Source organism: Vibrio xiamenensis (assembly GCF_900100015.1).
Lineage (GTDB): Bacteria > Pseudomonadota > Gammaproteobacteria > Enterobacterales > Vibrionaceae > Vibrio > Vibrio xiamenensis.
The window spans coordinates 85,988-100,220 of the sequence record NZ_FNDD01000014.1 but is presented as its reverse complement, the minus strand read 5'-3'; the positions used below and the strand labels follow the sequence as shown (position 1 = coordinate 100,220).

General features: G+C 47.5%; 11 protein-coding genes and 1 tRNA gene. 3 read left to right on the top strand and 9 right to left on the bottom strand.

All coding sequences use genetic code 11. From position 1 onward, the window contains the following. Position 1 precedes the first annotated feature (1 nt). The 7 genes from BLS03_RS12850 to BLS03_RS12820 all read right to left on the bottom strand — a co-directional run bounded on the left by BLS03_RS12850 (position 2) and on the right by BLS03_RS12820 (position 6,969). Positions 2 to 94 (bottom strand) — tRNA-Ser (locus tag BLS03_RS12850). A 183-nt stretch (positions 95 to 277) separates the two neighbouring features. Beyond that, positions 278 to 475, bottom strand: coding sequence for a carbon storage regulator CsrA (csrA, locus tag BLS03_RS12845; protein ID WP_004415691.1), 198 nt, complete (start codon positions 473 to 475; stop codon positions 278 to 280). A 91-nt stretch (positions 476 to 566) separates the two neighbouring features. After that, positions 567 to 1,754 (bottom strand): aspartate kinase, encoded by a 1,188-nt coding sequence (locus BLS03_RS12840; protein ID WP_093274522.1) that lies wholly within the window; start codon positions 1,752 to 1,754, stop codon positions 567 to 569. A gap of 191 nt (positions 1,755 to 1,945) precedes the next feature. After that, entirely contained in the window at positions 1,946 to 4,528 is a 2,583-nt protein-coding gene (alaS, locus tag BLS03_RS12835) for an alanine--tRNA ligase (protein WP_093274521.1), read from the bottom strand. 159 nt (positions 4,529 to 4,687) lie between these two features. Continuing rightward, on the bottom strand, positions 4,688 to 5,164 hold the full coding sequence (gene recX, locus BLS03_RS12830; RefSeq protein WP_093274519.1) for a recombination regulator RecX: 477 nt from the start codon (positions 5,162 to 5,164) through the stop codon (positions 4,688 to 4,690). Positions 5,165 to 5,235: 71 nt separating this feature from the next. Next, on the bottom strand, positions 5,236 to 6,285 hold the full coding sequence (recA, locus tag BLS03_RS12825; RefSeq protein ID WP_093274518.1) for a recombinase RecA: 1,050 nt from the start codon (positions 6,283 to 6,285) through the stop codon (positions 5,236 to 5,238). Positions 6,286 to 6,474: 189 nt separating this feature from the next. Then, positions 6,475 to 6,969: a CinA family protein gene (locus tag BLS03_RS12820; protein ID WP_093274515.1), complete on the bottom strand. Its 495-nt coding sequence runs from the start codon at positions 6,967 to 6,969 to the stop codon at positions 6,475 to 6,477. An 84-nt stretch (positions 6,970 to 7,053) separates the two neighbouring features. Here BLS03_RS12820 and mutS point away from each other — a divergent pair, with 84 nt between their 5' ends. Next, on the top strand, positions 7,054 to 9,630 hold the full coding sequence (mutS, locus tag BLS03_RS12815) for a DNA mismatch repair protein MutS (RefSeq protein ID WP_093274512.1): 2,577 nt from the start codon (positions 7,054 to 7,056) through the stop codon (positions 9,628 to 9,630). A gap of 97 nt (positions 9,631 to 9,727) precedes the next feature. Here the strand turns inward: mutS and lptG are convergent, their stop codons facing one another. Together lptG and lptF are read right to left on the bottom strand one after the other, a co-directional pair. Continuing rightward, positions 9,728 to 10,798, bottom strand: a complete 1,071-nt coding sequence (gene lptG / locus BLS03_RS12810) for an LPS export ABC transporter permease LptG (RefSeq protein WP_093274511.1) — start codon at positions 10,796 to 10,798, stop codon at positions 9,728 to 9,730. Between the two features lie 3 nt (positions 10,799 to 10,801). Further along, complete coding sequence (lptF, locus tag BLS03_RS12805) at positions 10,802 to 11,902, bottom strand: LPS export ABC transporter permease LptF (protein WP_093274508.1); 1,101 nt, start codon at positions 11,900 to 11,902, stop codon at positions 10,802 to 10,804. Positions 11,903 to 12,082: 180 nt separating this feature from the next. On the opposite strand from lptF, the gene pepA reads away from it, so the two are divergent. After that, a complete protein-coding gene (pepA, locus tag BLS03_RS12800; protein WP_093274506.1) occupies positions 12,083 to 13,591 on the top strand; it encodes a leucyl aminopeptidase in 1,509 nt (502 codons plus the stop codon). Positions 13,592 to 13,656: 65 nt separating this feature from the next. Continuing rightward, complete coding sequence (locus BLS03_RS12795; RefSeq protein WP_093274504.1) at positions 13,657 to 14,106, top strand: DNA polymerase III subunit chi; 450 nt, start codon at positions 13,657 to 13,659, stop codon at positions 14,104 to 14,106. The last annotated feature ends 127 nt before the right edge of the window (positions 14,107 to 14,233 follow it).

Sequence of the window (14,233 nt, the reverse complement as noted above, 5' to 3'; positions counted from 1 at the left end):
ATGGCGGTGAGGGAGGGATTCGAACCCTCGATGCGGCTACAAACCACATACTCCCTTAGCAGGGGAGCGCCTTCGGCCTCTCGGCCACCTCACCGTCTTGCGGAGGCACATATTACGATTTACCAAAAATATGTCAAACATTTTCTTGGTAAAATCTCCAAAAAGTCGCCTAACCGTTGGCTATTTAATCAAAGCGCAGCGAATTCGTTCTTTTTACTAACAATCTTCTAGAAATAGATACAAAAAAGGCTGACTTTATGTCAGCCTTTCTCAACAATTAGTAGTTGCCTGACGCAACATTACCATTGCCTTTTTCTGCCTGTATGCGCATGTAAATTTCTTCGCGGTGAACAGACACTTCCTTCGGAGCATTTACGCCGATACGTACTTGGTTACCCTTAACACCAAGAACCGTTACTGTAACTTCATCACCAATCATTAGGGTTTCGCCAACGCGGCGAGTCAAAATTAGCATTCTATGCTCCTTGAGTAATCTCTGATTTATCTTGCTACTAAGCCATTATCCAACAAAATTTATATTTTGGTAAACTCTAATCAATTAGAATCTAACCCAAAAATGCATGTTTTTGTTGGCAATCTATCGCTAAATTGGCTTTGATATAAACGTCATGCAGTATATTTGCAGCACGATCTATATGTGCCGGAGAAAGAATCAGTGCCAACGACTGCTTTTCGCAACTGCTGTGTTGGACGTCTATTCCCTCTTCATTCAGTAACATGCACGCGTGCTCTACCAGTCCCTCGGCTTGGCTTCCAACCGCAGTAAGAAGACTTACCTCTTCACTATTGCGGATTTTATCGCGGAAAACCAGTTCCAACTTTGGACGTGCATCTTGTTTTATCACAATACCCGCCCATTCTGCCCGTTCGATCACATTACTGACATAGATGCCTAACATTTGACATTGAGCGACTAACGCCGAGAGTGCACTGTTATCAGTTTGAATCAAAACAACATCTCGCTGAATCGCTAAGCCACAAATTGCGGCATTGCACTCTTCGCCAGCAACCAAACTGCCAGCGCCAGATTCAAAAGTCGACAACACGCGCAGTGGCACATTGTGACGCCAAGCAAATTGAACGGACGGCAAGTGCAGAACTTTCGCCCCTTTTCTCGCCATTTCTTCCATCGAAGGAAAATCAATCACATCCAACTTTTGCGCTTGATGTACAACGCGCGGATCACAAGTATAGATGCCATCAACATCGGTGAAGATCTGACATTCGTCCGCTTGCAACGCGCCCGCAAGCGTCACTGCAGTGGTATCCGAACCGCCACGACCTAACGTAGTGATATCCCCTGACTCGTTCATGCCCTGGAAACCAGCGACGATCACGATATTGTCCAGTTCAAGCAGTTGCTCTATGGCTGACGTGTCAATATGCGTAATCGTCGCGTCGTTATGTTGATTGTCGGTCACAATCTTAGCTTGTGATCCCGTCAAAGAACGCGCCGCGTACCCTAGCTTATTGAGCGTCATCGCCACCAGCGCCATCGATACTTGCTCGCCTGCTGACAACAACACATCCAACTCTCTTGCCGTTGGCACACTGTCGACTTGTTTAGCCAAATCCATCAGGCGATTGGTCTCACCTGACATGGCCGAAACTACGACAACAACTTGATTTCCATCATCCTTCGCTTTGATGATGTGTTCAGCAACGGTATTGATTCGCTCAATTGAACCTACCGACGTTCCACCGAACTTCTGTACGATAAGGGGCCTTTTCACCAGTCTTCACCTTCCCAAGACATAAAGTCTCATAGGCGCTAATCAATAGGCAACTAACTGCCTAAAAATCAGCAGAGATAAACAAAAACCAAGCGCTCTTAGTCACTAACGACTGAGATAACGCTTGGCTGTATTTGAAACATTAACGCTCACCTTAAGTTGAGGTAAGCGGTTATTGCAGCTCTATCTAATTACAAACGCTCTTCCAACCAAGCATTTGCAGAAGCAAGTGCCGCAGGCAGAGCACTGGCATCACTACCACCAGCCTGAGCCATATCCGGACGACCGCCGCCTTTACCACCAACTTGCTGAGCAACCATATTGACCAGCTCACCGGCTTTGACTTTGCCAGTCAGATCTTTGGTTACACCAGCAATCAGGCCCACTTTGTCATCCGCAACGTTACCGAGCATGATGATGCCGCTACCGAGTTGGTTTTTCAGTTCATCAACCATGCCACGTAGAGCTTTGTTGTCAGCGCCGTCAAGCTGAGCGACTAACACTTTCACTCCCGCAATTTCTTTAACTTGGTCAGTTAGTGACGCGCTGGCTTGAGCTGCGAGCTTTTCTTTAAGAACTTGAATTTCTTTTTCCAAGCTCTTCGCTTTGCTAGCAGATTCAGCTAATTTCTCTTCAAACTTGGCTTGTTGAGCTTCGAGTGCATCAAGAGCCACATCACCAGTTACGGCTTCAATACGGCGAATACCCGCAGCAATACCACCTTCCGAAATGATCTTAAACAGACCAATATCACCCGTGTTGCTCGCGTGAATACCACCACACAATTCAGTTGAGAAATCGCCCATTGAAAGCACGCGAACTTGGTCATCGTACTTCTCACCAAACAGCGCCATCGCACCTTTTGCTTTCGCCGCTTCAATGTCCATAATTTCAGTCTGAATATTATGATTGCGACGAATTTGAGCATTCACTAAACGCTCAACTTGTTTAATCTCATCACTGGTCATCGCTTCTAAATGCGAGAAGTCAAAACGTAGACCTTCTGCACGAACCAAAGAACCTTTTTGTGCCACGTGCTCACCAAGGACTTGGCGAAGAGCCGCGTGAAGCAAGTGAGTAGCTGAGTGGTTCAATGAACTTGCCAAGCGACGTTGCTCATCAACTTGAGCTTGTACTTGGTCGCCTTTGGCAATCACGCCTTCAACCAATTCACCATGGTGCGCAATTGCACTACCCAATTTTTGGGTGTCAGTGACTTTAAACACACCGGAGTCGGTTTTAAGTACACCTGTATCACCACATTGACCGCCCGACTCTGCATAGAATGGGGTTTGGTCTAAAACGATGATCGCATGGTGGCCAGCTGAAAGTGATTCCACTTCTTCACCATCAACAAACAACGCAGTGATATTGCTGTTGCCTTGAGTTGCGCTATAACCACAAAACTCGGTTGCACTATCGACTTTAATGCTGTTGTTGTAGTCAGTACCAAACTGACCCGCTTCACGCGCACGTTGACGCTGCGCTTCCATCGCTTGCTCAAAGCCTTGCTCGTCAATAGAGAAGCCTTTTTCACGCGCAACGTCGTTGGTTAAATCTGCTGGGAAACCGTAGGTATCGTAAAGTTTAAATACGGTTTCGCCGTCTAACACTTTGCCATCAACGGCATCCAGCGCTTCGTTAAGAATCGCCATACCGCGATCCAAAGTACGGCCAAAGTTTTCTTCTTCAATACGTAGAACTTTTTCAACCAACGCCTGCTGTTTCTTCAGCTCAACGCCAGCACTGCCCATGACTTCGGCGAGTGGTCCAACTAACTTATGGAAGAAAGTACCTTTTGCGCCGAGCTTGTTACCGTGACGAACTGCACGACGAATGATGCGGCGCAGAACGTAACCACGACCTTCATTAGAAGGCATCACACCATCAACAATCAAAAACGCACATGAACGAATGTGGTCAGCCACAACGCGTAGTGATTGATTTGATAAATCATCGTAACCAATGATATCTGCCGAAGCTTTGATCAGGGTTTGGAATACATCGATTTCGTAGTTGGAATGCACGCCTTGCATAATGGCAGAAATACGTTCAATCCCCATACCGGTATCGACTGATGGTTTTGGTAAAGGTTCCATCGTGCCGTCAGCGTGACGGTTGAACTGCATGAAAACGTTGTTCCAGATTTCGATGAAACGGTCACCGTCTTCTTCTGGTGTACCAGGACGTCCACCCCAAATATGTTCGCCATGATCATAGAAAATTTCGCTACATGGGCCACAAGGACCGGTATCACCCATCTGCCAGAAGTTATCTGACTCGTAAGGTTTGCCGCCTTTTTTGTCGCCGATACGCACGATGCGATCAGCAGGCACGCCCACTTTCTTATTCCAAATATCAAACGCTTCGTCATCTGTCTCATAGACAGTCACTAACAGACGGTCCGCAGGAAGCTTCAGAACTTGAGTCAAAAATTCCCATGCAAAAGCAATCGCGTCTTCTTTGAAGTAATCGCCGAAACTAAAGTTACCTAGCATTTCAAAGAAAGTATGGTGACGCGCAGTAAAGCCGACGTTTTCTAGGTCGTTGTGTTTACCACCTGCACGTACACAACGTTGAGCCGTAGTCGCTCGAGTATAAGCTCGCTTCTCTAAACCAAGGAAACAATCTTTGAACTGGTTCATCCCTGCGTTAGTGAACAGCAAAGTTGGATCGTTATGTGGAACTAACGATGAACTTTCTACGATTTGGTGTCCTTTGTCTTCAAAGAACTTGAGGAACGAGTTACGAACCTCATCAGTGCTCATGTACATGCAGCTCTTCCTGAAAATATCGAGTTAAAATTTTGGGGTATTGTATACTCAAGCCACTACTTGATGCTAGTTTCAACGACATTTACTTAACATCCAGTCGTTAGGCCTATCGAGGACGCAACCAGCGATTCACGATGTGATTTGCTTATTAAAGCAAAACTAGTCCATTCCAATCTCACCGTCTTGGCTCAAAGCATGAGAAATTTGTTCGAAACTATAGCCGCGATACTGCAAAAAACGAACTTGTTTCGCGTACTCTTTTTGATCGGCCGCTTTGCGACCTTTGAATTTCTTATTGGCGGCTAAGCTTGCCAATTCAAACCAATCTTGCGGCTCTTCATTCAACGCTTGCTCCACCACAGATTCTGCCACGCGTTTTTGATTAAGCTCTTGACGAATACGTCTTTCGCCGTGCCCTTTTGCGACATGCTGGCGCACCTGACTTTTGGCAAACCGCAGGTCGTCGAGATAGTTAAGCTCGGCACAAAAATTCAGTGCCTGATGAATATCATCATCGCTATAACCTTTCTGCACTAGCTTTTGCTGCAGCTCATATTGGCCATGGTCACGACGACTGAGCAGCTGCATCGCCATCTCTTTGGCCGATAAAGTAGGAGGAGTCGAGCGTCGAAACATTGTTAATATCCAAATTAGAGAAACGACAAAGCCCTGCATTGCAGGGCTTTGTGAAAATAAAGAAAGAAGACTTATAGCTCTTCTGATTGCTCAGGCATAGCACCAAACTCTGGATCTTCAGCTGGAATTTCAGCCGGAGAAAGCAACAACTCACGCAGTTTGGTATCGATGGTTTTAGCAATTTCTGGGTTTTCACGCATGTATTTACACGCGTTCGCTTTACCTTGACCGACTTTGTCGCCGTTGTAGCTGTACCAAGCACCCGCTTTTTCAATCAGCTTATGCTTAACCCCAAGGTCGATAAGCTCACCTTCGCGGTTAAAACCTTGGCCGTACATGATTTGAGTGTGTGCTTCTTTAAATGGTGCTGCAATCTTGTTCTTAACCACTTTGATACGCGTTTCGTTACCCACCACTTCGTCACCTTCTTTGATAGAGCCAGTACGGCGAATATCAAGACGAACAGATGCGTAGAATTTCAGTGCGTTACCACCTGTTGTGGTTTCTGGGTTACCAAACATCACACCAATCTTCATACGGATTTGGTTGATGAAGATACACATACAGTTTGACTGTTTTAGGTTACCTGTCAGTTTACGCATCGCTTGAGAAAGCATACGCGCTTGAAGACCCATGTGGCTGTCGCCCATTTCGCCTTCAATTTCTGCTTTTGGTGTCAAAGCCGCTACCGAGTCAATAACCATAACGTCAATCGCGCCAGAACGTGCTAATGCGTCACAAATTTCCAGAGCTTGTTCACCAGTATCAGGCTGAGAAACTAATAGTGCATCAATATCTACGCCCAATTTTTTCGCGTAGACAGGGTCAAGAGCGTGCTCGGCATCGATAAACGCACAAGTTTTACCTTCGCGCTGCGCCGCTGCAATAAGTTCTAGAGTCAGCGTAGTTTTACCTGATGATTCAGGACCGTAAACTTCAACGATACGTCCCATTGGCAGGCCACCTGCACCCAGGGCGATGTCTAATGAAAGCGAACCGGTTGAGATAGTTTCAACATCCATGGCACGGTTGTCACCGAGGCGCATGATTGAACCTTTACCGAATTGCTTTTCAATTTGACCTAACGCCGCGGCCAGAGCTTTCTGTTTGTTATCGTCCATCACTTTCTCCGTTGCGCTCACTCTATTGTGAACTAAATATCGTGAACTGAATCTGCTTTACTCAATAAATGAGTTCGAATTGCTGGTTATTATACTGTTGATTCATACAGTGTCTATACCTGTACAAAAAAAATTTGCGTCAATCGCGCTAAGCGTGAGGTTTAACTCAAAGCTGAGCGCAAATCCGCGTTATTCAGCCTTGCTGCTAAGGTACTGATAGACCTTGAGTAACGCATGATACGTCGCTTTTTCTCGTACTCTACTGCGATCGCCACTAAATCGTTGGGTTTCAACTTGTAGCCACCCTTGCTGATCTGCCCATGCAAAACACACAGTACCTACCGGCTTTTCATCGCTGCCACCGCTTGGCCCAGCAATACCGCTGATCGCCACACCAAGAGTTGCGTTTGAGCGCGCCAATGCCCCTTTGACCATATCAATCACGACCGCCTCACTGACAGCGCCCACGCTATCAAGTAAGCCAGCGCTAACGCCCAGCATTTGCATTTTGGCTTCATTACTATAGGTAATAAAAGCGCGATCAAACCACGCCGAGCTGCCAGCAATATCGGTGATCGCACTGGCAACACCACCACCAGTACAAGACTCGGCGGTGGTCATCACTTGCTGGTGCTGCTCAAGCAACTCACCCAGCTGCGCGGATAAATTTTTCAAACTCTGCATAACTAAAATCCGATTTCGTCTTTTCGCGTCAATACCTTTCACGTATCCTAATCGCCAACACCAATAAACACAAAGACGTAACCTGTGAAAGCGGACCAAAAACATACCCCAATGATGCAGCAGTACTTGGCGCTTAAAGCCGAAAATCCGGATATTTTGCTGTTCTATCGTATGGGCGATTTTTACGAGCTTTTCTACGATGACGCCAAACGCGCCTCCCATCTGCTCGATATTTCTCTGACCAAACGAGGCTCATCTGCTGGCCAACCCATTCCTATGGCAGGAGTCCCTTACCACGCTGTGGAAGGTTATCTCGCCAAGCTGGTTCAGCTCGGAGAGTCAGTCGCGATTTGTGAACAGATCGGCGATCCGGCAACCAGTAAAGGTCCAGTTGAGCGAAAAGTCGTGCGCATCGTCACGCCAGGTACCGTCACCGATGAAGCGCTGTTATCAGAGCGTGTCGATAACTTGATCGCCGCCATTTATCACCATCAAGGCAAGTTTGGTTACGCAACCCTTGATGTCACTTCCGGACGCTTCCAACTCTGTGAACCGCAAACAGAAGAAGCGATGCTGGCCGAGTTGCAACGCACTTCACCACGTGAACTCCTGTTCCCTGAAGATTTTGAACCCGTACAGGTGATGGAAAATCGCAAAGGCAATCGCCGCCGTCCTGTGTGGGAGTTTGAGCTCGATACCGCCAAACAGCAACTCAACCAGCAATTTGGCACCAAAGATCTGGTCGGTTTTGGAGTCGAACAGGCAGAGTATGGTCTGTGCGCAGCAGGATGTTTAATTCAATATGTGAAAGACACCCAACGTACTGCGCTGCCGCATATTCGCTCGCTCACTTTTGATCGCCAAGATAGCTCAGTGATTTTAGATGCGGCTACTCGCCGCAATTTGGAAATCACCCAAAACCTCGCTGGCGGCAGTGAAAATACCCTCGCTGAAGTTTTGGATCACACCGCCACTCCGATGGGTAGCCGAATGCTAAAACGTTGGTTACATCAACCGATGCGTAATAGCGAAGCATTAAATCAACGTTTGGATGCGATTGGTGATATTAAACGCAGCGCCCTATTTACTGAACTGAATCCGGTATTAAAACAAATCGGCGATATTGAACGTATTTTGGCGCGTTTGGCCTTGCGATCCGCTCGCCCACGTGACATGGCGCGGCTACGTAATGCCATGCAGCAATTACCAGAACTCGCGCAAGTACTGACTGAGGTTTCCCACCCGTACTTGCAAAAATTGACCGAGTACTGCGCACCACAAGAGGAAATTTGTCAGCTGCTAGAGCGCGCCATCAAAGAAAACCCACCGGTCGTGATTCGCGATGGCGGCGTGATCGCTAGCGGCTATAACGCCGAACTGGATGAGTGGCGCAACCTAGCTGATGGCGCAACCGAATATCTTGAAGCGTTAGAGCGTGAAGAGCGCGAACGTCACGGCATCGACACGCTTAAAGTAGGCTACAACAATGTGCATGGCTTCTACATTCAAGTCAGCCGTGGACAAAGCCATTTGGTGCCGCCGCACTATGTTCGTCGTCAAACCCTTAAAAACGCTGAGCGCTATATCATTCCTGAGCTTAAAGAGCATGAAGACAAGGTTCTGAATTCAAAATCCAAAGCGTTGGCGCTCGAAAAACAGTTGTGGGAACAACTCTTTGATCTCCTGATGCCAAGTTTAGAAGCTTTGCAGAACCTAGCGTCAGCACTATCGCAATTGGATGTGTTGCAAAACTTAGCAGAACGCGCCGAAAGCCTCGACTACTGTCGACCAGAGCTAACCGACCACGTGGGTATTCATATTCAGGGTGGGCGCCACCCGGTGGTGGAACAGGTGATGGACGAGCCGTTTATCGCTAACCCAATCGAGCTCTCGCCTGAGCGCAAAATGCTGATCATCACCGGGCCAAACATGGGCGGTAAATCGACCTATATGCGCCAAACCGCCTTGATTGCTTTAATGGCACATATCGGCGCTTACGTGCCGGCTGAATCCGCACACATTGGCTCTATCGATCGTATTTTTACTCGCATTGGCGCTTCCGATGACCTCGCCTCCGGCCGTTCAACCTTCATGGTAGAGATGACTGAAACCGCGAATATTTTGCACAATGCCACCGAGCGCAGCTTGGTCTTGATGGATGAAATTGGTCGCGGTACCAGTACTTATGACGGCCTTTCACTGGCTTGGGCAAGTGCAGAATGGCTCGCCAAGCAAATTGGCGCCCTCACCCTATTCGCTACCCATTATTTTGAGCTGACCGAGTTACCGAAGCAGATTGCAACACTGGCCAACGTGCATCTTGATGCGGTCGAACACGGTGACAGCATCGCCTTTATGCACGCAGTACAAGAAGGCGCAGCAAGTAAATCTTACGGTTTAGCCGTTGCAGGGCTTGCGGGTGTACCAAAGAGCGTGATTAAAAACGCGCGTACTAAACTGACCCAGTTAGAACAACTCAGCAAAGCAGAAAGTTTGACCACGGGCGCGACAAGCTCAGGCAATGGTGTGGATATCGCCAATCAACTCAGCTTGATTCCAGAGCCCAGTGAAGTAGAAGAAGCTCTCGCAACCATCGACCCGGATGACCTCACGCCACGCCAAGCTCTTGATGCGCTGTATCGCTTGAAAAAGCTGCTTTAGTGGCATCAGCCACTAAGATAAAACCTAAAAAGGCTGCCAATCGGCAGCCTTTTTCTTTATTTCAAAATCAACGCTATTTCAAATCAACGTTTTGTGCTTATAGTTTGCGTCGCAGCAACAATACCGCAATGGTCAAGAACACGATACTTGGCGCGATAGCACCAAAGGCTGGCGGTATCTCATACACTAAGCTCAGCGGGCCAAAGAATTCACTGGAAATGTAAAACGTAAATCCGGCGATAACCCCAGATAAAATTCGCGCGCCCATGGTGACACTACGCAGCGGGCCAAAAATAAACGACAGCGCCATTAGCATCATCACCGCAATCGAAAATGGCTGAGTCACTTTACGCCACAAAGCCAGTTCATAACGTGACGAGTCTTGCTCAGAGGCATCAAGATAAGTGACGTAATCGTAAAGCCCAGTCAGTGATAATTCTTCCGGTTTTACGGTAACCACCGCAAGCTTATCTGGCGCTAGCGTAGTATCCCAGCGATAGGTATCTAAGCTCTTCTTAGAGATTTGTACGTCGTCTTTTAAGTCCGTGACCTGAACATTTTTCATCAGCCAGTGACTCTTATTAAGAAAGTCGGCTTCTTTGGCATAAACCACAGTGTCGAGCTTTTTATTGGCATCAAAACGCCACATGTTGACACCGTAGAGTTTGTCATCTTCCACCTTGCCAATAAAGATAAAGTCATTGGCATCTCGCGCCCAAACCCCGGCTCGCACCGATAACAGCTTGCCGCCTGAGGTTGAAAACGCGCGCATATCTCGCGCCATCTTTTGCGCTTGTGGTGCGCCCCACTGACCAAGCAGTGTGACCGCAATCATTAACGGTACGGCCGTTTTTAATACCGACAAACCGATGTCGAGTTTGGAGAAACCCGACGCCTGCATCACCACCAGCTCTGAGCTTGATGCCAACATGCCAAGACCAATCAAAGCGCCAAGCAACGCCGCCATTGGAAAGAACATTTCAATATCGCGAGGAATACTCAACACCACAAATAGCAGCGCTTGAATTAAATCGTACGTTCCTTGCCCTACTTTACGTAGCTGCTCTACGTATTTGATGATGGCAGACAAGCCAACAAAGGTAGCTAACACCAGCGACGTGGTCGCTATGATGGTTCGACCTATATATAAATCGAGAATTTTAAACACTAATTACGCTGCCTTCTTTTTTCTAAATCTGTCTTTGATACGTCGTGCCGTGACGCTATCCATTGAGTTAGCGAACAAGGCAGTGAGAAGCAGTGCGGCGTTGATTGGCCACATACCAACGATAGGCGGAATAGCGCCATCTTCAAGAGCGGATTTGGTCGCGCTGATTGCCAAGAAATAGGCCAGATAAATCAAAATCGCCGGCCCCATTTTGGCGAATCGTCCTTGGCGAGGGTTAACCGCCGATAGCGGCACAACCAACATTGTCAGCAGTGGAATACACACCACCAAAGAAATACGCCATTGCAATTCAGCTTGCGCTTCTGGGTCAGAGTTTTTGATAAGCTGCAACGTTGGAATCGCTTCCCAATCTCGGCCACGTTTTTTGACTTCACGTTGGCCAATCAAACCTTGGTACTCATCAAATGTCGTGGTCATGTAATCGATGCGAGTTGGCACGCCTTCGTAACGAGTGCCGTCGTACATACTGATCACTTGGCGACCATCGCTGAGCTCTTTAACATCACCAGAATTCGAGAACATAACACTTGGCAAAATCGAATCACGTGGCGTTAGCTGAGCCACGAAAACGTTGGACAACTTTTTGTTCTGAATATTATCGATAAACACCACAGACGAACCGTCTGGCGTACGTTGAAAATGGCCCTTTTGCAGCAAATCAACGCTGTTTTCCGATTCAAACTGCTCAAACAATTGCGCTTCTTTATCTTGGCCCCAAGGTGAAAGCCAAAATGAGTTAAACGCAGCCGCTGCGCCTGTAATCACAGCCAGATACAAAGCCGCACGAATAAGAAACTTATTTCCTATTCCAGTCGCATTCATGACGGTAATTTCACTTTCAGCGTACAGGCGCCCAAAAGTAAGCAAAATCCCGATAAATAGACTCAATGGCAGCATTAATAAACCCATCGAAGGCATGTTCAATGCCACGATGGAAAGAATCATACGAGCAGGAATTTCACCGTCTGAGGCATCCGCTAAAACTCGAATAAATTTTTGGCTGACGAACACCAGAAACAGTACAAAAAAGATCGCTAACTGGCTCTTGAGTGTTTCGCGGATCAAATATCTAACAATAATCACGCTGAAATTACCTATACAAAACTTGTATTTTTAGTCGAATCACTATAGTTTTCCGTTGAACCTTTTATTTTTAAATTTTTCACTAACTGTTAGGTTGCTTAATTTAAAGGTAGTTCCATTTAGTATGGCGACCATTATCTAACATTTAGAACTATTTGTCTTTAGGATGTAGGAGTACGCATGGAGTTCAGTGTAAAAAGTGGAAGTCCAGAGAAACAGCGCAGCGCTTGTATCGTTGTCGGCGTCTTTGAACCACGTCGCCTTTCTCCCGTAGCAGAACAACTCGACAAAATCAGTGATGGCTATATCAGCTCACTACTGCGTCGCGGTGACCTTGAAGGTAAACCCGGACAGATGCTACTGCTTCACCAAGTGCCTGGAGTGCTGTCTGAACGCGTTTTGCTAGTAGGTTGTGGCAAAGAGCGGGAACTTGGCGAACGCCAATACAAAGAGATCATTCAAAAAACCATCAGTACATTGAACGAAACCGGTTCGATGGAGGCAGTATGCTTCCTCACTGAGCTGCATGTCAAAGGCCGTGATACATACTGGAAAGTACGTCAAGCTGTTGAAGCGACAAAAGATGGTTTATATACCTTTGATCAGTTCAAGAGCAGCAAGCCAGAAACTCGCCGCCCACTACGCAAGCTCGTCTTCAACGTACCAACTCGTCGTGAACTTAGCCTTGGCGAGAAAGCCATCGCTCACGGTTTGGCAATTGCCTCTGGCGTGAAATCTTGTAAAGACCTTGGCAACATGCCGCCAAACGTTGCCAACCCAGCGTACCTTGCATCTCAAGCACGTCGCCTAGCTGACGATTACGAGACCATCAACACCAAGATCATTGGTGAGCAAGAGATGGAAAAACTGGGTATGACCTCATACCTTGCCGTTGGCCGTGGCTCGAAAAACGAGTCAATGATGTCAATCATCGAATACAAAGGTAACCCTGATGCCGATGCCAAGCCGATCGTGCTGGTTGGTAAAGGATTAACCTTTGACTCAGGCGGTATTTCACTTAAGCCAGGCGAAGGCATGGATGAGATGAAATACGACATGTGCGGTGCAGCTTCTGTCTTTGGCGCGATGAAAGCGCTGGCAAAACTGAACTTGCCAATTAACGTTGTCGGCGTACTTGCAGGTTGTGAAAACATGCCTGGCAGTAACGCATACCGCCCTGGCGACATCCTGACTACTATGTCTGGTCAAACGGTTGAAGTACTCAACACAGATGCAGAAGGCCGTTTAGTATTGTGTGATGCTCTCACTTACGTTGAACGCTTCGAGCCTGAGTGTGTGGTTGACGTTGCAACCCTAACGGGTGCGTGTGTTATCGCTCTTGGCCATCACATCACCGGCGTGTTGTCTAACCACAACCCACTGGCGCATGAGCTTATCAATGCTTCTGAGCAAGCAAGCGATCGCGCTTGGCGTCTACCAATGGCCGATGAGTACCACGAGCAGCTCAAGAGCCCGTTTGCTGATATGGCGAACATTGGCGGCCGTCCTGGTGGCACCATTACTGCAGGTTGTTTCCTGTCGAAATTTGCTAAGAAGTACAACTGGGCGCACTTAGATATAGCTGGTACAGCTTGGAAATCAGGCGCAGCCAAAGGCTCGACCGGTCGTCCGGTCTCGATGCTTGTCCAATTCTTGCTAAACCGCAGTGGCCAAGATACCGAAGAGTAATTGAAAAGGGCCGCAAGGCCCTTTTTTGATTCCCCCACCAACAGACCGTGTAAGCGCTTAAGATTATGTCCAACGCCACTTTCTACATCGTCAATCCACAATCGCCACAAGCTCATCGTGAAGGGTTTGCGCGTTATGTATTGTTCTTGGCTCAACATTTTGCCAAGCAAGGGGCGAAGGTGTATCTCAATTGCGACGACAAGTCTCAAGCCGAGTGGTTGGCGGAACATTTTTGGCAAGTGCCACCAGAGCAGTTTATCGCCCATAATTTGGTTGGCGAAGGACCGAAATACGCCACCAGCATCGAAATTGGCCATCAGGGAGTGAGACCAAGTTGGAATCGCCAACTGGTGATAAATATTGCCGATAATCAGACAACCTTTGCGAACAAGTTTGCAGAGGTGGTAGACTTCGTCCCCTGCGACGAAAAAGCCAAGCAACTCGCACGAGAAAGATATAAAATTTATCGTCAAGCTGGCTACCAATTGCAGACGATCGAGATCGATCACCCTTAACCGTCAATCCTTATAGTTAAGCTCTCTATTAAGAGAGTTCACTTATAAAGATTGACCAAGATTTACCATTAACCAGAATCAAACCTCTAAATAATTGAGCATCAGGCAACGCGCCGATAAGCGACGG

Excerpts from the sequence above, each read along its gene's own strand:
- csrA (WP_004415691.1), bottom strand. The coding sequence starts at position 475 with ATGCTAATTTTGACTCGCCGCGTTGGCGAAACCCTAATGATTGGTGAT.
- alaS (WP_093274521.1), bottom strand. The coding sequence starts at position 4,528 with ATGTACATGAGCACTGATGAGGTTCGTAACTCGTTCCTCAAGTTCTTT.
- recX (WP_093274519.1), bottom strand. The coding sequence starts at position 5,164 with ATGTTTCGACGCTCGACTCCTCCTACTTTATCGGCCAAAGAGATGGCG.
- recA (WP_093274518.1), bottom strand. The coding sequence starts at position 6,285 with ATGGACGATAACAAACAGAAAGCTCTGGCCGCGGCGTTAGGTCAAATT.
- BLS03_RS12820 (WP_093274515.1), bottom strand. The coding sequence starts at position 6,969 with ATGCAGAGTTTGAAAAATTTATCCGCGCAGCTGGGTGAGTTGCTTGAG.
- pepA (WP_093274506.1), top strand. The coding sequence starts at position 12,083 with ATGGAGTTCAGTGTAAAAAGTGGAAGTCCAGAGAAACAGCGCAGCGCT.
- BLS03_RS12795 (WP_093274504.1), top strand. The coding sequence starts at position 13,657 with ATGTCCAACGCCACTTTCTACATCGTCAATCCACAATCGCCACAAGCT.